Here is an 18,074-nt window from a genome sequence, read left to right as displayed (position 1 = left end):
CGGTTACTACTCCTTCAATTCTGGATCTCTTATGTCAATTAAATGGCTTTTCATAGCGTCGCCGATATTGCTCGGCGCGTGTGCAGTGACATCTACCCCAACTCAGCCAGTTGAGGCCCCAGTAAGTCGCGCACAACAAATCGAAGCGCAAAAACAGGTGGCCGCACCTCAAGTGAAGACGCTGAAACGAAAAATTGCGATTGGTCGCTTTACTAACGAAACCCGCTATGGCAAGACATTCCAGGTTGATGCCAACCTGGATCCATTGGGCAAGCAAGCGTCGGATATGTTGAACAGCCGCCTGATCAGCTCAAACAAATTTCTGACCTTCGAGCGTTCAGATCTCGAAAAAATCAAAAATGAACAAGCGCTGCTGAAAGAAGGAAATTTGATCGGCGTAGATACATTGATTCTCGGTTCTGTTACCGAGTTCGGTCGTAGCACGACCGGCAAATCCGGATTCCTGAGCGCGACAAAGATACAAACTGCACGCGCAAAGATTGAAATTCGTCTGGTTGATGCACGTACCGGCTTCCTGTTCTTTACGGCGACAGGAACGGGTGAGGCGACTAGCGAATCGGGTGAAATTGCCGGTTTTGGTAGCAAGGCGGATTACGACGGTACCTTGAATGATCGTGCTATCGGCGCTGCAATCTCGGATGTACAGAATGCTTTGATCGCCAAGCTTGAGGAGCGTCCATGGCGCACCGACATTCTCAAAGTGAATGGCAAACAGGTATTCGTTTCTGGCGGTGCTCGTCAGGGTTTGAAAGTTGGTGATGCGCTGGCCGTGATGCAGCAGGGCGAAACGGTCAGTAGCAAACAAACCGGCTTTGCCATCGCATTGCCGCCGACCAAGGTCGGTACTTTGCGTATCACGGGCTTGTTCGGTGATAACGAAACCAATGAAGGCGCAATCGCTGAACTCGTTTCGGGTAGCACAGTTGCCGCCAAAGGTTCGACGATATTTGTTGCTGAAAACAAGGATTAATAGAGATGAAAACTTATTTTGTAATGGCGCTCGCCTTGATACTGGGTGCATGTGCGCTACCCGAAACCTCAGTCAAAACTGGTTCGCCACGTCCTACCCTGATTATTAAAGGCGCACCAGTTGGTTCGGTGCTGGTGGTGGATGGTTTGGTGATGGGCCAGGCGGAACAATTCAATGGTGCGCCGAACGAGCTGATTGTTGAAGAGGGTTTGCATCAAGTGGAGATCCGACAAGGCAATGTTACGCTGCACGCCGAGAAAGCTGTCATCAGCAATGGTGAATCGCGCACGGTGACGGTTAATGCGGGAGGTCGATAATGCGTCTTCATTCATTACTGGCTTTATCTGCGGCCTTGCTTTTGACGGCTTGTGCTGCGCCTGCCAAATATAACTGGGGTAATTACGAAGGGTCTTTGTATTCGTACTACAAGGACACATCCAAATCGGCTGAGCATGCGGCCGAATTGCAGCGCACGATTGCGGATTCCGAGGCGACGGGGAAGCCGGTTGCGCCGGGACTCTATGCTGAATATGGCTTCCTGATGCTGCAAGAAGGCAAATCCAAGGATGCGATCTCGCAGTTTGAAAAAGAAAAAGCGAAGTGGCCGGAATCGACGTATCTGATGGATAACTTGATTCGCATTGCATCAACTTCCGCAACTCAATCTGCTGCACGTAAGGAGTAATCGGGCATGTCACGTAATATTAAAGCGTTGTTGCTGTGCGTATTGGTTTTAGGTTTGAGCGGTTGTGCGACGCAAATGAGCAAAAAAAAGGATTACACCGATTTGCGCACTGAAGCGCCGCGTTCGATCCTGGTGGTGCCTGCGATTAATCGCAGTGTGGAGGTGAATGCTCCTGACTACTTCCTGTCCACGATTTCTCGTCCTCTGGCTGAACGTGGCTACTACGTTTTTCCGGTGCATCTGGTTAAGCGCATGATGGAGGACGATGGCCTGAACGACGCGGATATGGTGCATGCAGGTGATCCGCAGAGAATGGGCAAGATGTTTGGTTCTGACGCGGTCATGTACATCACGATTGAGCGTTGGGATGCGCAGTACGTGGTTCTTTCGACGACTGTAACCGTTGAAATGAACTACGTACTGAAGAGCGCTTCAAGCGGCCAGACGTTGTGGAGCAATACCCAGAAGTTGGTCTACCAGCCGCAAAACAATAATTCCGGTGGTGGGATTGCGGGCTTGATCGCGCAGGCGGTCGTAGCGGCAATTGCAAAAGCTGCGCCTAACTATGTGCCTTTGGCACAGCAGGCAAATGCACTTGCTGTAACGACTAAAGGACAGGGTTTGCCAGCTGGTCCTTATGTTGATTTGTATCAAAAGGATCAGGCTGATTTCTGATTTGTTTGGACATCGAATGATGATCAGTTCGCTGATCATCATTCGATAGTTTAGACAGGGATGGAAGAAGTATTGATGATGCCGCCACCCAGGCAAACATCGCCTTGATACAGCACAGCAGATTGACCTGGTGTGACTGCCCATTGTGGTGTGGCAAATGCGAGGGAGAAGCCGTCGGCATCACTGTGCTGTTCGCAGGCGACGTCGGCCTGGCGATAGCGCGTCTTGGCCGATACTGAGATCTCGCTAGGCGGTGCACCGGCGACCCAGCTCATCTGGCCCGCGCTCAGTTCGGACGATAGCAGCCATGGATGATCATGGCCTTGCACTATATATAGCGTGTTGGTTGCCACATCTTTACGCGCTACATACCAGGGTTCGCTATTGCCATCGCTGTTCTTGTGCGATTTCATGCCGCCCAGACCTATGCCTTTGCGTTGCCCCAGGGTGTAGAAGCTCAGGCCCACATGTTCGCCAACGATGACGCCGTCCGGTGTTTTCATCGGACCCGGTTGATAAGACAGGTAGCGATTCAGGAATTCGCGGAATGGACGTTCACCAATGAAGCAAATGCCGGTCGAATCCTTTTTAGTCGCGTTCGGCAATTTCAATTGTTCGGCGATCTTGCGCACTTCGGTTTTACGAATTTCGCCGAGCGGGAACAGGGTTTTCGACAATTGCGCCTGATTCAGACGGTGCAGGAAGTAGCTTTGATCCTTGCTGGCATCGACTGCTTTCAGCAGCTCAACGCGACCTGCATCCGGACCGGAGGTCACTTCGCGCACACGCGCATAGTGACCGGTGGCGATCATGTCTGCACCTAGCAGCATTGCATGATCGAGGAAGGCCTTGAATTTGATTTCAGCGTTGCACAGCACGTCCGGATTCGGCGTGCGGCCAGCCTGGTATTCGCGCAGGAATTCAGCGAAGACACGATCTTTATATTCGGAGGCGAAATTCACTGCCTCGATATCAACGCCAACGACGTCAGCCACACTGGCGGCATCGATCCAGTCCTGGCGCGTCGAGCAATACTCGGAATCGTCGTCATCTTCCCAGTTCTTCATGAAGAGACCGATGACTTCATACCCTTGTTCTTTTAACAGCCAGGCAGAAACGGACGAGTCGACACCACCGGACATACCGATGACGACACGTTTTTTAGCCATTATTTACTACCTCGTAGATGGATGGGTGCGTGATGAGCAGCGACAGCGGCGCACGCTTGCCTGCCAGATAATCATCAACCCGTTGTAAGACCGAAGGACTGCGATGCTTTTCCCTGGTTGCGACCAGTTCGTCGTAGCTCATCCAGACCGCACGCAGGATGCCGACATCCAGCGCCTGGTCGTGTTTGGCACCGACTTCGCCGCAAAAGGTAAAGCTTAGATAAGTGACATCATGCCCGGTGCGCGCTGAAATATAGCGGGACATATACATGCCGACCAGGGCGGTAGGCGTGAAATCGTGTGCGGTTTCCTCCAGCGTTTCGCGGACAACGGCTTCTTCCAGCGACTCATGCGGGTCCAGGTGGCCGGCAGGCTGGTTAAAGCGTACGCCTTCACTGGTCTCTTCTTCTACCAGCAGGAAGTGCCCATTACGCTCGGCGACGGCAGCTACAGTAACAGATGGTTTCCAGATATCAGGCATAGTGGCTCTCGGAATAACCCGCTATTTTAGCGCGCACCACGGAAAGTTGCCTGCAATGTTTCCCCGGCAGAAAATATTGTAATAAAATGAGTCAGGTCAAGATTGCTCAACTTTTGTCTTTGCTATGGTGGGCATTTGGCCTTATGCTTATCAGTTCGCTTCCTTGTAAAACCCCTACGGAAGTTGGCAGGTGCTAGCCCGACCCGGGTAAATACCCTGCCGCTGAGCGGAAATTTCGCTGCAGGAATATATGGTTTACTGCCTCACATACCGTGGAAGCGCAGTGCCAGGAACTACACAATTAATTGATTTGCCTTCGCCGGGCTTTGGCGTCGAGGCAAAGTTTTAAGTAACGAAACGGAATAAAAATGCAACGTATCATGCTCAGGTCAAAAATCCACCGTGTAACGGTGACTCAGGCTGACCTGCATTACGAGGGTTCGTGCGGTATTGACGAAGACCTGCTGACCGCCGCTGACATCCGTGTCGGCGAAAAAATTGAGCTGTACAACATTAATAACGGCAAGCGCTTCTCCACCTACGCCATCAAGGGCGCCAAGGGTAGCGGCGAAATCTCGCTCAACGGTGCAGCCGCACGTTGCGCACAACTGGGCGATTTGCTGATTATTTGCACTTACGGTTCCATGACAGACGAAGAAGTCGAAACGTATGTACCGAAGATTGTCTTCGTTGATGAAAAGAATAAATTCGCCGGTCTGAAGAAATAGCGATTAGTAGTCGTAACAATTTAGAAACCCGGTCGCGCCATACAGGGCAGCTAGAACCGGGTTTTTATCCATTTGTTGATCGCGGCGATACAGAATTTAAACAAACTATGAGAGATGTTATATGTCTTTAGTTATAGGGGTGCCACGGGAGTCATTTCCCGGGGAAAAACGGGTGGCCACTGTGCCAGAAGTCGTCGAAAAGCTGATCAAACTTGGCTTTTCCGTCAATGTGGAGTCTGGTGCAGGTGACGAAGCCAACTTCAGCGACGATACCTACCGCGCTGCTGGTGCACAGATCGTGCAAGGCGCTGCCAACTTGTGGTCTACGTCCGATATCGTCTTTAAGGTACGTGCTCCAAGCGCCGAAGAAGTCGGTCTGATTCGCGAAGGCAGCACTCTGATCGGCTTCATCTGGCCAGCACAGAATCCTGAATTGATGCAGCAGCTTGCCGCCAAACGCGTTACCGTTTTGGCGATGGACTCGCTGCCGCGCACGCTTTCGCGCGCGCAGAAGATGGATGCGTTGACCTCTACCGCCGGTGTCAGCGGCTATCGCGCCGTTATCGAGGCTGCCAATGCTTTCGGTCGTTTCTTCAACGGCCAGATTACCGCTGCAGGCAAGGTTGCTCCGGCTAAAGTCTTTGTCGCAGGTGCTGGCGTGGCCGGTTTGGCTGCGATCGGTACGGCTGCCAGCCTGGGCGCCATCGTGCGCGCCAACGATACTCGTGCCGAAGTGGCCGATCAGGTGGTATCGCTGGGCGGCGAATTCGTGAAGGTCGATTATGACGAGGAAGGTTCGGGCGGCGGCGGCTATGCCAAGGTCATGTCCGAAGGTTTCCAGGCTGCACAGCGTGAGATGTACGCTCAGCAAGCCAAGGAATGCGACATCATCATCACTACCGCGCTGATCCCTGGCAAACCAGCTCCTAAACTGATTACAGCTGAAATGGTTCAGTCCATGAAACCTGGCAGCGTAATCGTCGATATGGCGGCTGAACAGGGTGGTAACTGCGAACTGACCGAACCTGGCAAGGTTGTGGTGAAGCATGGCGTGACTATCGTTGGTTACACCGACCTGCCGAGCCGTCTGCCTAAGCAGGCTAGTACGCTGTACTCGACCAACTTGCTGCGCCTGACTGAAGAGCTGTGCAAGGACGCTGAAGGTAAAAAGACGACTGACGGCATCATCAACGTCAATATGGAAGACGAAGCCATTCGTGGTCTGACCGTTATCAAGGAAGGCAACATCACCTGGCCGCCTCCACCGCCGAAACCAGTGGTCGCTCCGCCTGCCAAGCCAGCGCCGGTAGCTGCACCTGCGCACGGTCATGGCCCAAGCACCACCGTTTCCTCACCAAAGCGTGTGGTCACAATGTTTGTCTTCGCAACGCTGTTGTTTGCGTTGATAGGCATGGGTGCGCCTACTGCTTTCCTCGGTCACTTGACCGTATTTGTACTGGGTTGCTTCATTGGTTACATGGTGGTCTGGAATGTTACCCCGGCATTGCACACGCCTCTGATGAGCGTTACCAACTCCATCTCGTCGATCATCGTGATCGGTGCGCTGGTACAGGTTGCTCCTCCGTTGGCTGATGGTATGGCGCGTCCCGAGTTGCTGATTAAGTGCCTCGCCGCTGCTGGTATCGCTTTGACCGCAATCAACATGTTCGGTGGCTTCGCTGTCACCCGTCGCATGCTTGATATGTTCCGTAAGAATTAAGGAGACCACTATGTCTGCAAATCTGGCTACTGTCTCCTACATCGGAGCAACTATCCTCTTCATCCTCAGTCTGGGCGGCTTGTCGCATCCAGAAACTTCGCGTCGCGGTAACTTGTACGGCATGATCGGTATGGGCATTGCGGTGCTCGCTACCATCTTTGGCCCACGTGTTACTGCTGACGGTTACGCATGGATCATTCTGGCGCTGCTGGTCGGCGGTGTGATTGGTCTGTACGCTGCCAAGAAGGTCAAAATGACCGAAATGCCGGAGCTGGTTGCATTGATGCACAGCTTCGTCGGTCTGGCCGCTGCACTGGTTGGCTTCGCCAGCTACATTGATCCGTCGATCCACCTGGAAGGCGCTGAAAAAGCGATCCACCAGGTTGAAATCTACGTCGGTATCTTCATTGGTGCGGTAACGTTCTCGGGTTCCCTGATTGCGTTTGGCAAACTGAACGGCAAAATCGGCGGTAAGCCATTGATGCTGCCAGCACGTCACTTCATCAACCTGATCGGCTTGCTGCTCGTGATCTGGTTCGGTCGTGAGTTCGTGAATGCACCAGACGTTGCCAGCGGTATGACCCCGTTGATCATCATGACCATCATCGCTTTGCTGTTCGGCGTACACATGGTGATGGCGATCGGTGGTGCTGATATGCCGGTCGTGGTTTCGATGCTCAACAGCTACTCCGGCTGGGCGGCTTCGGCTACCGGCTTCATGCTCGGTAACGATCTGCTGATCGTGACTGGTGCGCTGGTTGGCTCCTCGGGTGCGATTCTGTCGTACATCATGTGTCAGGCGATGAACCGTAACTTCTTCAGTGTTATCGCCGGTGGTTTCGGTGGTGGTGCTCCGAAAACGGGTGGCGCTGTGAAAGAACAGGTTGGCGAAGCTACTCCTGTTACTGCACAAGAAACCGCAGAATTGCTGCGCGAAGCAAAAAGCGTTGTTATCGTGCCTGGTTACGGTATGGCAGTAGCGCAAGCTCAGCACACCGTGAACGAAATCACCAAGTTGCTGCGTGCCAAGGGTACCAATGTGCGTTTCGCGATTCACCCGGTTGCCGGCCGTATGCCTGGTCATATGAACGTGCTGTTGGCTGAAGCGAAAGTACCGTACGACATCGTGCTGGAAATGGACGAAATCAACGAAGACTTCCCAGATACCGACGTAGTCATGGTTATCGGTGCGAACGACATCGTCAATCCGGACGCACAGGAAGATCCGGACAGCCCGATCGCTGGTATGCCAGTGCTGGAAGTCTGGAAGGCAGAAACGTCTATCGTCATGAAGCGTTCGATGGCTTCCGGTTACGCTGGTGTTGATAACCCATTGTTCTACAAAGAAAACAACCGCATGTTGTTTGGTGATGCGAAGAAGATGCTGGACGACGTCCTGACAACTTTGAAAGCTGCAGCCTGATAGCAAGCTGATGTAGATAAAAAAGCCCGCTGATGCGGGCTTTTTTTATGGGCATGGAAAGAGCGTGATGGCGCTTAGGGTTTGAGTCAGTGTGCGCTTACCTGCTCCAGTAACCCGGCTGGCTATACATGGCCTTCAGATGCGAAATGAAGAGGCGTACCTTGGCCGGTACATTCCGCTGCTGCGGATAGACCGCCATGATGTCGTACTCAGGGATCGCGTAATCGTCGAGCACGGTTTCCAGCATGCCGCTTTCCAGCTGGCTCTGGATCTCCCATACGGAGCGCCAGGCGATGCCTAAGCCTTCGGTCATCCAGCGATGCAACAATTCACCGTCATTGCAATCCAGGCTGCCCTGGGCCCGTACTGAGACGGTTTTGCCGCGGTAATTGAAGTACCAGCCGCGTTGCTGTCCGCCTTGCAGGTTGAAGGCGAGGCAATTATGGTTGGCGAGGTCGTCCAGCGTCTTGGGTTTGCCGTGTTTCTTGAAGTATTCCCGGGTGCCACACACCACCCGTTTATTGGCGGCCAGCTTGATGGCCACGAAGTTGGGATCGATATTGCCGCCAATACGGATGCCCATGTCGTAACCTTCTTGCACCAGGTCAACGACGCGGTCAGTCAGATTGAAGGACATTTTGAGGCCGGGATGCTGATCCAGAAACTCCTGCGCATAAGGCGCGACGTGCTGGCGTCCGAACGAGGCAGGGGCGGAGACGATCAAATGCCCGCTGACCTTGTTGTTGCCCGCTGAAAGTTCGCTTTCGGCTTGATCCAGCTCCCCCAGCATCTTGCGACAATGTTCCAGATAGACGGAACCTTCTTCCGTCAGAGCGAGTCTTCGGGTGGAGCGATGCAGTAAGCGCACGCCCAGGCGTTTCTCGAGGGTATCGATGCGGCGCCCGACCATCACAGGTGTGACTTGCAGGGCTAATGCCGCTGCGGCAAAGCTGTTATGCTCGACCGCCATCACAAATGCTTCGATCTGTTTGAGCTTGTCCATTCGATACCTGAAGTATTTAATTGGTTAATTAATAGTCCTATTCTAAAAGTAATCCATATGAATTACTATGCAGCGTAGGAAAATTTCATTTCAATGGAGATTATGTAATGGCAAAGATGACAGCAGCCCAGGCAGCGGTTTGGGTAATGCAGAAAGAAGGTATTGATCAGGCCTTCGGCGTTCCAGGCGCAGCGATCAATCCGTTTTACTCCGCCATGCAAAAGCAAGGCACCATCAAACACATTCTGGCGCGTCACGTAGAAGGCGCGACACACATGGCTGAGGGTTACACCCGCGCCAAATCCGGCAACATCGGTGTTGCACTGGCTACTTCGGGTCCAGGCGGCACAGACATGGTTACCGGTCTGTACTCGGCTATCGCTGACTCGATTCCTATCTTGTGCGTTACTGGTCAAGCTCCACGTGCACGTTTGCACAAAGAAGACTTCCAGGCTGTTGATATCGAATCGATCTCGAAACCAGTAACCAAATGGTCGGTTATGGTTCGTGAACCAGCATTGGTTCCACAAGTATTCCAACAAGCATTCCACATCATGCGCTCCGGCCGTCCAGGTCCTGTGCTGATCGATTTGCCGTTCGACGTACAAGTTGCTGAAATCGAATTCGATCCAGATCTGTACGAGCCATTGCCAGTGTACAAACCACAAGCAACTCGCAAGCAAATCGAAGCTGCAATCGCAATGCTGAACGCTGCAGAGCGTCCATTGCTGATCTCCGGTGGTGGCGTTATCAATGCAAACGCAACCCCATTGATGCTCGAATTCGCTGAGCTGGTCAATGTTCCTGTCGTTCCTACCCTGATGGGCTGGGGCACAGTACCTGATGATCACCCGCTGATGGTTGGTATGGTTGGTCTGCAAACATCGCACCGCTACGGTAACGCGACCATGCTGGCTTCCGACTTCGCATTCGGTATCGGTAACCGTTGGGCTAACCGTTTCACCGGTTCGATCGACGTGTTCACCAAAGACCGTAAATTCGTACACATCGACATCGAACCGACACAAATCGGTCGCGTGTTTGGCCCAGACCTCGGCATCACTTCCGACGCTGGCGCAGCACTGAAACTGATGATCGAAGTAGCGAAAGAATTGAAAGCTGCCGGCAAACTGAAAAACCGTGATGCATGGCTGGCTGAGTGCCAAGAACGCAAACGCACCATGTTGCGTAAAACGGATTTCGACGTAACCCCGATCAAACCACAACGTGTTTACCAAGAAATGAACGCAGTGTTCGGCAAAACCGCACGCTACATTTCGAACATCGGTTTGTCGCAAATCGCTGCGGGTCAATTCCTGCACGTGTACAAAGAACGTAACTGGATCAACTGCGGTCAAGCAGGTCCATTGGGCTGGACTATCCCAGCTGCTCTGGGTGTCCGGGCTGCCGATCCAACCAGCGAAATCGTTGCTATCACAGGCGATTACGACTTCCAGTTCCTGATCGAAGAATTGGCTGCTGGCGCGCAATTCAACCTGCCATACATCCACGTTCTGGTGAACAACTCGTACCTGGGCCTGATCCGTCAAGCACAACGTATGTTCACAATGGACTACTGTGTATCGCTGGCTTTCGACAATATCAACTCGACCGAAAACGCTTCGTACGGTGTTGATCACGTTAAAGTTACCGAAGGTTTGGGCTGCAAAGCAATTCGCGTCTACAACCCTGACGACATCGCTCCTGCACTGAAAAAAGCGCAAGAGTGGATCAAAGAATTCAAAGTACCAGTCGTTGTTGAAATCATCCTCGAACGCGTAACCAACATCGCGATGGGTACCGAAATCAACGCGATCAACGAATTCGAAGAAATCCTCGACGTTAAGGGTGCTTAAGATGACGAAACTTGCTGCTAATCTGACGATGCTGTTCAACGAGGTTCCATTCATGGACCGCTTTGAACAAGCTGCAAAGAATGGCTTCAAAGGCGTTGAATTCTTGTTTCCATACGATTTCCCTGCGGCTGATGTCGCAGCGAAATTGAAAGAGAACAACCTGGAAATGGTTTTGCACAATCTGCCAGCCGGTAACTGGGCTGGTGGTGAGCGCGGTATCGCTTGCCATCCTGATCGTGTAGAAGAGTTCAAAGCTGGCGTGGACAAAGCAATTGAATACGTCAAAGTGCTCGGCACCAAACAGGTCAACATCCTGTCCGGTATCGTGCCTGCAGGCGTAACGCATGAACAAGCAGAAGCAACCCTGGTTGCGAACTTGAAATATGCGGCTGCTAAATTGAAGGCTGAAGGTATCCCATTGTTGATCGAAGCGATCAACACATTCGATATCCCAGGTTTCTTCCTGACCGGTACGAAACAGACTCTGGACATCATTGCCAAAGTCGGTTCCGACAACCTGTTCTTCCAATACGACATCTATCACATGCAACGCATGGAAGGTGAGTTGGCCAACACGATGAAGAACAACCTCGCGGTTATTCCTCATCTGCAACTGGCAGACAATCCAGGTCGTTTTGAACCAGGTACAGGCGAAATCAACTACACCTACCTGTTCAAGTTCCTGGACGAAATTGGTTACAAGGGCTGGATCGGTTGTGAGTACAAGCCTAAAGCTGGTACGGTAGAAGGATTGGGCTGGCGCGCAGCGCACGGCCTATAATGTAGCGTCTCGAAGCATACTGAGCGGTCCGACATCGGGCCGCTTAGTATTTTTACTGAGTACGTAGTTCACACTTAAATATAATCAGGAGTCAGTCATGGCAAAAGTTGGATTTATTGGTTTGGGTATCATGGGCGCACCAATGGCGCTGAACCTGCAAAAGGGTGGTCACCAACTGTTTTTGCATGATCAAAAAGCACCAGCACAAGAATTGATCGACGGCGGCGCAACAGTTTGCAAATCGGGCGCTGAAGTTGCTCAGAGCGCAGACATCATCATCACCATGGTGCCGGATACCCCGCACGTGGACGCAGTTCTGTTTGCTGAAAACGGTGTTGCAGCCGGTCTGGCTAAAGGCAAAATCGTGGTCGACATGAGCTCGATCTCGCCTATCGCTACCAAAGAATTCGCGAAAAAAGTAAATGCACTGGGTTGCGAATACCTGGATGCACCAGTATCCGGCGGTGAAGTCGGTGCTAAAGCAGCTTCGCTGACCATCATGGTCGGTGGTTCGGAAGCAGCGTTCAACACAGTCAAACCATTGTTTGAACTGATGGGTAAAAACATCACCCTGGTTGGCGGCAACGGCGACGGTCAAACCACCAAAGTAGCAAACCAAATCATCGTTGCATTGAACATCCAGGCTGTTTCCGAAGCCCTGTTGTTCGCATCGAAAGCAGGCGCAGATCCAGCAAAAGTTCGTCAGGCTCTGATGGGCGGCTTTGCTAACTCGCGTATTCTGGAAGTACACGGTGAACGTATGGTTAAACGTACATTCAACCCAGGCTTCCGTATCGAACTGCATCAAAAAGATTTGAACCTGGCATTGCAAGGTGCAAAAGCAATGGGCGTATCGTTGCCTAACACTGCAAACACCCAGGAATTGATGAACGCATGCGCAGCAAATGGCATGAGCGGTCTGGATCACTCGGCACTGTGCCGCGCGATCGAAATCATGTCGAACCACGAAATCGCCAAGGCGTAATTCGTTCGATAGATTAGTACTGCTGCCGGCATTGCATTCAGGTGCAATGTCGGTCTGATTCAAAATTTTTAAAAGTAGCTCGCCCCATGTCGATTGATCCACGTCAGTTTTTGAATGACCTGTATGCCACCGCAGTTGAGGCCGTGAGCGCACAGAAGTGCATGCCTGCCTATCTGCCTAAACAATCTGCCAAGGGTCGTACCCTGGTGATTGGTGCCGGTAAAGGTGCTGCAGCAATGGCCAAGGTAGTTGAAGATACGTGGCCAGGCAAAGTAGAAGGCTTGATCGTGACGCGTTATGGTCACGGCGCTGACTGCAAACAAATTGAAGTAGTAGAAGCGGCGCATCCGGTCCCGGATGAAGCTGGCCGTCAGGCAGCTGGCCGTATGCTGGAACTGGTCAAAGGTTTGACCGAAGATGATCTGGTGCTGTGCCTGATCACGGGCGGTGGTTCCGCCTTGCTGAGCTTGCCGGGTGAAGGCATCACGCTTGAGCAAAAACAAGCATTGAACAAAGCCCTGCTGAAAAGCGGCGCAACGATTTCTGAAATGAACTGCGTGCGTAAGCACCTGTCCGCTATCAAAGGTGGTCGCCTGGCGTTGGCATGTGCTCCGGCACGTGTTGTGACGCTGCTGATCTCCGATGTGCCGGGTGATGATCCTGGCGTGATCGCCAGCGGTCCTACCTTGCCAGATCCGACTACTTGCGCAGAATCGCTCGCGATCCTGAAAAAGTACGGCATCGAGATTCCAGACAATATCCTGAAGCATCTCGAATCCGGCGCCGGTGAAACACCGAAGCCAGGTGATTCGCGTTTCGCACGCAATGAACATCATGTAATGGCAACTGCACAGCATGCGCTGGAAGCCGCTGCGGCCAAAGCACGCGCTGCCGGTATCACGCCTTACATCCTGTCCAATGATCTCGAAGGCGAGTCGCGCGACGTCGGTATGGTGCATGCGGCGTTGGCGAAGCAAGTTGCGAAGTATGGCCAGCCATTTGCCAAACCATGCGTCATCCTGTCCGGCGGCGAAACGACTGTTACCGTCCGCGGCAAAGGTCGTGGCGGCCGCAATGCCGAGTTCTTGTTGAGCCTGGCAGTGTCCCTGCAAGGTACCGCTGGTATCCATGCACTGGCATGCGACACCGATGGTATCGATGGTTCGGAAGACAACGCTGGTGCGATCTACCAACCTGATTCATGGACACGCGCAGCTGAACAAGGCCTGAATGCCAAAGCCATGTTGGAAAACAACGATGGTTATGGTTTCTTCAGTGCACTCGGTGACTTGATCGTCAGTGGTCCGACACGTACCAACGTGAACGACTTCCGCGCCATCCTGATTTTGTAATTTATTTCCCCGCTGTGTCTGTGATCCAGGCATAGCGGTATCCATTTTTCATTTTTCATTTAAGAAGAAGATCTGTCATGAGACGTAATCGCAAAGCAAAAATCGTTGCTACCCTGGGCCCAGCAAGTGGTGATCTGGAAACCATCAGCGCATTGTTTGAAGCTGGCGTGGACATGTTCCGCTTCAACTTCAGCCATGGTTCGCACGAAGATCACCGCGCACGTCACGAAATCGTACGTAGCCTGGAAACCAAATACGGCCGTCCAGTTGCCATCCTTTGCGATCTGCAAGGTCCGAAGATTCGTCTGGGTACCTTCAATGGCGATTCCGCTGTGTTGACTGAAGGTTCGCAATTCGTGCTCGACCGTGATCAGACTCCAGGTGATGCAACCCGCGTTTACCTGCCACATCCTGAGTTGTTCGCAGTTGTCAAAGCTGGTCAAAACCTGTTGTTCGATGACGGCAAAATTCGTGTTTCGATCGAAAGCAACTCGGGTGACCGCATCGTCACACGTGTGACTACCGGCGGCAAGATTTCGAACCGCAAAGGCGTCAACGTGCCAGACGCCATTCTGCCTATCCCTGCAATGACACCGAAAGATCTGGTTGATCTGGAATTTGCATTGTCGTTGGGCGTGGACTGGGTAGCTCTGTCGTTCGTACAACAGGTTTCCGATATCGAAGACGCACGCAAGATCATCGGCGACCGCGCTCTGATTCAATCGAAGATCGAAAAACCAGCAGCAATGCTCGACATCGATGCGATCTGTAAAGCTTCTGATTCCGTCATGGTTGCTCGTGGTGATCTGGGTGTTGAACTGCCGATCTCGCAAGTACCACGCGCTCAGAAAGAAATCATCCGTGTATCGCGTAAATACGGCCGTCCAACTATCGTTGCAACACACATGTTGGAATCGATGACCGAATCGCCTATGCCAACCCGTGCAGAAGCATCGGACGTTGCCAACGCCATTTATGAAGGCGCAGATGCGGTGATGTTGTCCGCGGAATCGGCCAGCGGCAAGAACCCTGTTCGTGCTGTTCAAATGATGGACAGCATCATCAAAGAAGTGGAAAGCGATCCGGTCTACCGCACACTGCTGGATGCACAGCAAGTGACACCACGTCCAACCGCGGAAGATGCAATCTGCAACGCCTTGCGTGACACCACGGCTGCGATCAAAGCTGTCGCTACTGTGACATACACCAAATCCGGTAGCACCAGCATGAGCGCTGCGCGTGTACGTCCGACTACGTCGATTCTGAGCATCACTCCAGAACTGAAGACCGCACGTCGTCTGGCATGGGTCTGGGGTATCCACTCGATCGTTGGTGGTCAGGATGTTAAGTCTGTTGATGACATGGTCAGCGAAGCAGTGGCGGCCGCTGTGCATGAAGGTTTTGCCAACAAGGGTGATTACATCGCTATCTCGGCTGGCTTACCATTCGGCGAATCCGGCACCACCAATCTGTTGCATATCGCAACAGTGAAGTAATTTAGTAGCCGTACAGTTTCTGGGAAGCAGCTATGTGCGGTTTCCCAGAACTGACATGAATGGTTTGCGCTCTTGTATGACGGCAAGCCATTCATGTCAGATGTAAAAGTTTGACCCGGGTCAATTGAAGCAGCCGTTTTACGGCATAGACTCGCGTTGTAGTTTGTTTGACCTGTTGTAAAAGCTAGGGGTCCTAGGCAGATGCATACCGCATCCCGCCGGGTGAGAAAAACCCTTGAACCTGATCTGGATAATGCCAGCGAAGGGAAGCTAACGAAGACTTGTTGTATCGCATCAGAAGAATTGCATCGCTCTCGTTGCAACTCCTTTTTGAATCGCTACCTGTCCTCGAAACCTCCTTAGCTGGCTCCAAGCCACTGTAGTTAGCCAAGGAGCCAAAATGAATGCCAATCCTAAATTTCTGTCCGCCACTGCGACAGTCGACGAAGCAGCTATTCAGCCGCTGCCGAATTCCCGCAAAATTTATATCGAAGGCTCGCGCCCTGATATCCGCGTGCCTATGCGTGAGATTACGCAGTCCGATACGCCTGCTTCATTCGGTTTTGAAAAGAATCCGCCCATCTATGTGTATGACACCTCGGGCCCATACACCGATCCTGCGGCGAAGATAGACATACGTTCCGGCCTGAACACCCCACGCCTGCCGTGGATACTTGAGCGCAATGACACGGAAGAACTGCCAGGCCCGACCTCGGAATACGGCATAGAGCGTCTGAACGATCCCAAGCTGGCCGAGCTGCGTTTCAACCTGCATCGCAAACCACGTCGCGCATTGGCGGGCAAAAACGTTTCACAGATGCACTACGCACGTCAGGGCATCATCACGCCGGAAATGGAATTCGTTGCGATCCGTGAAAACATGAATCGCCGCGCTTACCTGGAAGAGTTGAAGAAGTCCGGACCAAAAGGTGAGAAGCTGGCTGAACTGATGGGACGTCAGCACCCGGGGCAATCATTCGGTGCGGCGATTCCGCAAGAGATCACTGCTGAATTTGTACGCAGTGAAATTGCACGTGGCCGCGCCATCATTCCAGCCAACATCAATCACCCGGAAATCGAACCGATGATTATCGGCCGTAACTTCCTGGTCAAAATCAACGCGAACATCGGTAACTCGGCGGTCACTTCTTCCATCGGCGAGGAAGTTGAAAAAATGACCTGGGCCATACGTTGGGGCGGCGATAACGTGATGGATCTGTCGACCGGCAAACACATACATGAAACACGTGAATGGATTATCCGTAACTCGCCTGTACCTATCGGTACCGTGCCTATCTATCAGGCACTGGAAAAAGTAAATGGCAAGGCAGAAGATCTGACCTGGGAAATCTTCCGCGATACGCTGATCGAGCAGGCAGAGCAGGGCGTCGATTACTTCACTATTCATGCTGGTGTGCTATTGCGTTATGTGCCTATGACCGCAAAGCGCATGACCGGCATCGTGTCGCGTGGTGGCTCCATCATGGCCAAGTGGTGCCTCGCGCATCACAAGGAATCTTTCCTGTACGAGCATTTCGAAGACATCTGCGAAATCATGAAAGCCTATGACGTGTCTTTCAGTCTGGGTGATGGTTTGCGTCCTGGTTCTATCTACGATGCGAACGACGAAGCGCAACTCGGTGAATTGAAAACCCTGGGTGAGCTGACGCAAATCGCATGGAAGCACGACGTGCAAGTCATGATCGAAGGCCCTGGTCATGTACCTATGCACCTGATCAAGGAAAACATGGATCTGCAACTGGAGCAGTGTCATGAAGCACCGTTCTATACGCTGGGACCTTTGACTACCGATATCGCTCCCGGTTATGACCACATCACCTCAGGCATAGGTGCGGCGCAGATCGGCTGGTACGGTACCGCGATGCTGTGCTACGTCACGCCCAAGGAGCATCTGGGCTTGCCGAACAAGGTCGACGTCAAGGACGGCATCATCACTTACAAGATCGCCGCGCATGCCGCTGATCTGGCCAAAGGACATATCGGTGCACAGATACGCGATAACGCTTTGTCGAAAGCGCGTTTCGAATTCCGTTGGGAAGATCAGTTCAACATCGGACTGGACCCGGACAAGGCACGTGAATTCCACGATGAAACTTTGCCCAAGGATTCAGCCAAAGTTGCGCACTTCTGCTCCATGTGCGGACCGCATTTCTGTTCGATGAAAATCACGCAGGAAGTGCGTGATTACGCTGCCAAGCAAGGCATTACGGAAATCCAGGCCTTGAAAGCCGGGATGGAAGTGAAGGCGATAGAGTTCGTGAAAAGCGGTTCAGAGATTTATCAAAAACAATGATGATCACGCTACAGCTAAATGGCAATGCACATCAGGTCGAAGACGGTAGCAGCGTCGCTGACCTGGTTGCTTCTTTGTCGTTGACCGGCAAGGCAATCGCCGTCGCTATCAACCGTGAAGTGCTGTCTGACAGCGATTGGCCGCAGCGGCGTTTATTGCCGAAGGATGCGGTCGATATCGTGCGTGCGATAGGCGGTGGTTGAATCATCTGTAAGCAGCAGGGCAAGCTTGCTTGCCCTGCCATTCTTTTTAAACTGGAGTGAACCATGAGCAGTACTCATTTCCCTGACGACCAATTGATGATCGCAGGCACCACGTACCGTTCCCGCCTGTTGGTAGGCAGCGGTAAATACAAAGACCTCGAACAGACCCGTGCTGCCAGTGAAGCGAGCGGTGCACAAATCGTCACCGTCGC

17 protein-coding genes, 1 pseudogene and 1 riboswitch are annotated in these 18,074 nt (G+C 52.5%); of the genes and pseudogenes, 15 read left to right on the top strand and 3 right to left on the bottom strand.

The window, feature by feature from the left end; genetic code table 11:
• The first annotated feature begins 157 nt into the window (after positions 1 to 157).
• From DBR37_RS16700 to DBR37_RS16685, 4 genes are read left to right on the top strand one after another with little or no spacing between them, the layout of a single operon-like run.
• Positions 158 to 991 carry a CsgG/HfaB family protein gene (locus DBR37_RS16700; protein WP_233588414.1) on the top strand — a complete coding sequence of 278 codons (834 nt, stop codon included), beginning with the start codon at positions 158 to 160 and terminating at the stop codon, positions 989 to 991.
• 5 nt (positions 992 to 996) lie between these two features.
• Positions 997 to 1,308 (top strand): hypothetical protein, encoded by a 312-nt coding sequence (locus tag DBR37_RS16695; RefSeq protein WP_124575608.1) that lies wholly within the window; start codon positions 997 to 999, stop codon positions 1,306 to 1,308.
• Positions 1,308 to 1,676: a DUF4810 domain-containing protein gene (locus DBR37_RS16690; protein WP_124575607.1), complete on the top strand. Its 369-nt coding sequence runs from the start codon at positions 1,308 to 1,310 to the stop codon at positions 1,674 to 1,676. Before DBR37_RS16695 ends, DBR37_RS16690 begins: the two co-directional genes overlap by 1 nt.
• A gap of 6 nt (positions 1,677 to 1,682) precedes the next feature.
• Positions 1,683 to 2,351, top strand: a complete 669-nt coding sequence (locus DBR37_RS16685; RefSeq protein ID WP_124575606.1) for a GNA1162 family protein — start codon at positions 1,683 to 1,685, stop codon at positions 2,349 to 2,351.
• A gap of 50 nt (positions 2,352 to 2,401) precedes the next feature.
• Here the strand turns inward: DBR37_RS16685 and mnmA are convergent, their stop codons facing one another.
• A complete protein-coding gene (mnmA, locus tag DBR37_RS16680; protein WP_124575605.1) occupies positions 2,402 to 3,520 on the bottom strand; it encodes a tRNA 2-thiouridine(34) synthase MnmA in 1,119 nt (372 codons plus the stop codon).
• Positions 3,513 to 4,001, bottom strand: a complete 489-nt coding sequence (locus DBR37_RS16675; RefSeq protein ID WP_124575604.1) for an NUDIX hydrolase — start codon at positions 3,999 to 4,001, stop codon at positions 3,513 to 3,515. Before DBR37_RS16675 ends, mnmA begins: the two co-directional genes overlap by 8 nt.
• A gap of 368 nt (positions 4,002 to 4,369) precedes the next feature.
• Here DBR37_RS16675 and panD point away from each other — a divergent pair, with 368 nt between their 5' ends.
• From panD to pntB, 3 genes are all read left to right on the top strand, one after another.
• On the top strand, positions 4,370 to 4,729 hold the full coding sequence (gene panD / locus DBR37_RS16670; protein ID WP_012078240.1) for an aspartate 1-decarboxylase: 360 nt from the start codon (positions 4,370 to 4,372) through the stop codon (positions 4,727 to 4,729).
• A 121-nt stretch (positions 4,730 to 4,850) separates the two neighbouring features.
• Positions 4,851 to 6,449, top strand: a complete 1,599-nt coding sequence (locus tag DBR37_RS16665) for a Re/Si-specific NAD(P)(+) transhydrogenase subunit alpha (protein ID WP_124575603.1) — start codon at positions 4,851 to 4,853, stop codon at positions 6,447 to 6,449.
• Between the two features lie 10 nt (positions 6,450 to 6,459).
• A complete protein-coding gene (pntB, locus tag DBR37_RS16660; protein ID WP_124575602.1) occupies positions 6,460 to 7,872 on the top strand; it encodes a Re/Si-specific NAD(P)(+) transhydrogenase subunit beta in 1,413 nt (470 codons plus the stop codon).
• A gap of 97 nt (positions 7,873 to 7,969) precedes the next feature.
• On the opposite strand, the gene DBR37_RS16655 is transcribed toward pntB, so the two are convergent.
• Positions 7,970 to 8,875 (bottom strand): LysR family transcriptional regulator, encoded by a 906-nt coding sequence (locus tag DBR37_RS16655; RefSeq protein ID WP_124575601.1) that lies wholly within the window; start codon positions 8,873 to 8,875, stop codon positions 7,970 to 7,972.
• A 107-nt stretch (positions 8,876 to 8,982) separates the two neighbouring features.
• On the opposite strand from DBR37_RS16655, the gene gcl reads away from it, so the two are divergent.
• The 8 genes and pseudogenes from gcl to DBR37_RS16615 form a co-directional block, all read left to right on the top strand.
• Entirely contained in the window at positions 8,983 to 10,731 is a 1,749-nt protein-coding gene (gene gcl / locus DBR37_RS16650; RefSeq protein ID WP_012078244.1) for a glyoxylate carboligase, read from the top strand.
• Position 10,732: 1 nt separating this feature from the next.
• Complete coding sequence (gene hyi / locus DBR37_RS16645) at positions 10,733 to 11,512, top strand: hydroxypyruvate isomerase (RefSeq protein ID WP_076592433.1); 780 nt, start codon at positions 10,733 to 10,735, stop codon at positions 11,510 to 11,512.
• 97 nt (positions 11,513 to 11,609) lie between these two features.
• Complete coding sequence (gene glxR, locus DBR37_RS16640; RefSeq protein WP_124575600.1) at positions 11,610 to 12,497, top strand: 2-hydroxy-3-oxopropionate reductase; 888 nt, start codon at positions 11,610 to 11,612, stop codon at positions 12,495 to 12,497.
• 86 nt (positions 12,498 to 12,583) lie between these two features.
• Positions 12,584 to 13,849, top strand: a complete 1,266-nt coding sequence (locus tag DBR37_RS16635; protein ID WP_124575599.1) for a glycerate kinase — start codon at positions 12,584 to 12,586, stop codon at positions 13,847 to 13,849.
• Positions 13,850 to 13,926: 77 nt separating this feature from the next.
• The gene (pyk, locus tag DBR37_RS16630) at positions 13,927 to 15,345 is read left to right on the top strand and encodes a pyruvate kinase (protein ID WP_124575598.1); all 1,419 of its coding nucleotides are present in this window, start codon (positions 13,927 to 13,929) and stop codon (positions 15,343 to 15,345) included.
• A gap of 176 nt (positions 15,346 to 15,521) precedes the next feature.
• A riboswitch (TPP riboswitch) is annotated at positions 15,522 to 15,630 on the top strand.
• 115 nt (positions 15,631 to 15,745) lie between these two features.
• On the top strand, positions 15,746 to 17,659 hold the full coding sequence (gene thiC / locus DBR37_RS16625) for a phosphomethylpyrimidine synthase ThiC (protein ID WP_124575597.1): 1,914 nt from the start codon (positions 15,746 to 15,748) through the stop codon (positions 17,657 to 17,659).
• Positions 17,659 to 17,862 carry a sulfur carrier protein ThiS gene (thiS, locus tag DBR37_RS16620; protein WP_124575656.1) on the top strand — a complete coding sequence of 68 codons (204 nt, stop codon included), beginning with the start codon at positions 17,659 to 17,661 and terminating at the stop codon, positions 17,860 to 17,862. The genes thiC and thiS overlap by 1 nt, the downstream gene beginning before the upstream one ends.
• A 63-nt stretch (positions 17,863 to 17,925) precedes the next feature.
• Positions 17,926 to 18,074 (top strand): annotated as a pseudogene (locus tag DBR37_RS16615) (thiazole synthase); the annotation flags it as partial.

It is taken from the genome of Herminiimonas sp. KBW02, assembly GCF_003852535.1.
Taxonomy (GTDB): Bacteria; Pseudomonadota; Gammaproteobacteria; order Burkholderiales; family Burkholderiaceae_D; genus Oxalicibacterium.
This window is presented reverse-complemented; position numbering and strand designations above follow the sequence as displayed.

What these genes read in the sequence shown, in the direction of transcription:
- DBR37_RS16695 (WP_124575608.1), top strand. Translation starts at nt 997, where the DNA reads ATGAAAACTTATTTTGTAATGGCGCTCGCCTTGATACTGGGTGCATGT.
- DBR37_RS16690 (WP_124575607.1), top strand. Translation starts at nt 1,308, where the DNA reads ATGCGTCTTCATTCATTACTGGCTTTATCTGCGGCCTTGCTTTTGACG.
- DBR37_RS16685 (WP_124575606.1), top strand. Translation starts at nt 1,683, where the DNA reads ATGTCACGTAATATTAAAGCGTTGTTGCTGTGCGTATTGGTTTTAGGT.
- mnmA (WP_124575605.1), bottom strand. Translation starts at nt 3,520, where the DNA reads ATGGCTAAAAAACGTGTCGTCATCGGTATGTCCGGTGGTGTCGACTCG.
- DBR37_RS16675 (WP_124575604.1), bottom strand. Translation starts at nt 4,001, where the DNA reads ATGCCTGATATCTGGAAACCATCTGTTACTGTAGCTGCCGTCGCCGAG.
- panD (WP_012078240.1), top strand. Translation starts at nt 4,370, where the DNA reads ATGCAACGTATCATGCTCAGGTCAAAAATCCACCGTGTAACGGTGACT.
- DBR37_RS16665 (WP_124575603.1), top strand. Translation starts at nt 4,851, where the DNA reads ATGTCTTTAGTTATAGGGGTGCCACGGGAGTCATTTCCCGGGGAAAAA.
- pntB (WP_124575602.1), top strand. Translation starts at nt 6,460, where the DNA reads ATGTCTGCAAATCTGGCTACTGTCTCCTACATCGGAGCAACTATCCTC.
- DBR37_RS16655 (WP_124575601.1), bottom strand. Translation starts at nt 8,875, where the DNA reads ATGGACAAGCTCAAACAGATCGAAGCATTTGTGATGGCGGTCGAGCAT.
- gcl (WP_012078244.1), top strand. Translation starts at nt 8,983, where the DNA reads ATGGCAAAGATGACAGCAGCCCAGGCAGCGGTTTGGGTAATGCAGAAA.
- hyi (WP_076592433.1), top strand. Translation starts at nt 10,733, where the DNA reads ATGACGAAACTTGCTGCTAATCTGACGATGCTGTTCAACGAGGTTCCA.
- glxR (WP_124575600.1), top strand. Translation starts at nt 11,610, where the DNA reads ATGGCAAAAGTTGGATTTATTGGTTTGGGTATCATGGGCGCACCAATG.
- DBR37_RS16635 (WP_124575599.1), top strand. Translation starts at nt 12,584, where the DNA reads ATGTCGATTGATCCACGTCAGTTTTTGAATGACCTGTATGCCACCGCA.
- pyk (WP_124575598.1), top strand. Translation starts at nt 13,927, where the DNA reads ATGAGACGTAATCGCAAAGCAAAAATCGTTGCTACCCTGGGCCCAGCA.
- thiC (WP_124575597.1), top strand. Translation starts at nt 15,746, where the DNA reads ATGAATGCCAATCCTAAATTTCTGTCCGCCACTGCGACAGTCGACGAA.
- thiS (WP_124575656.1), top strand. Translation starts at nt 17,659, where the DNA reads ATGATCACGCTACAGCTAAATGGCAATGCACATCAGGTCGAAGACGGT.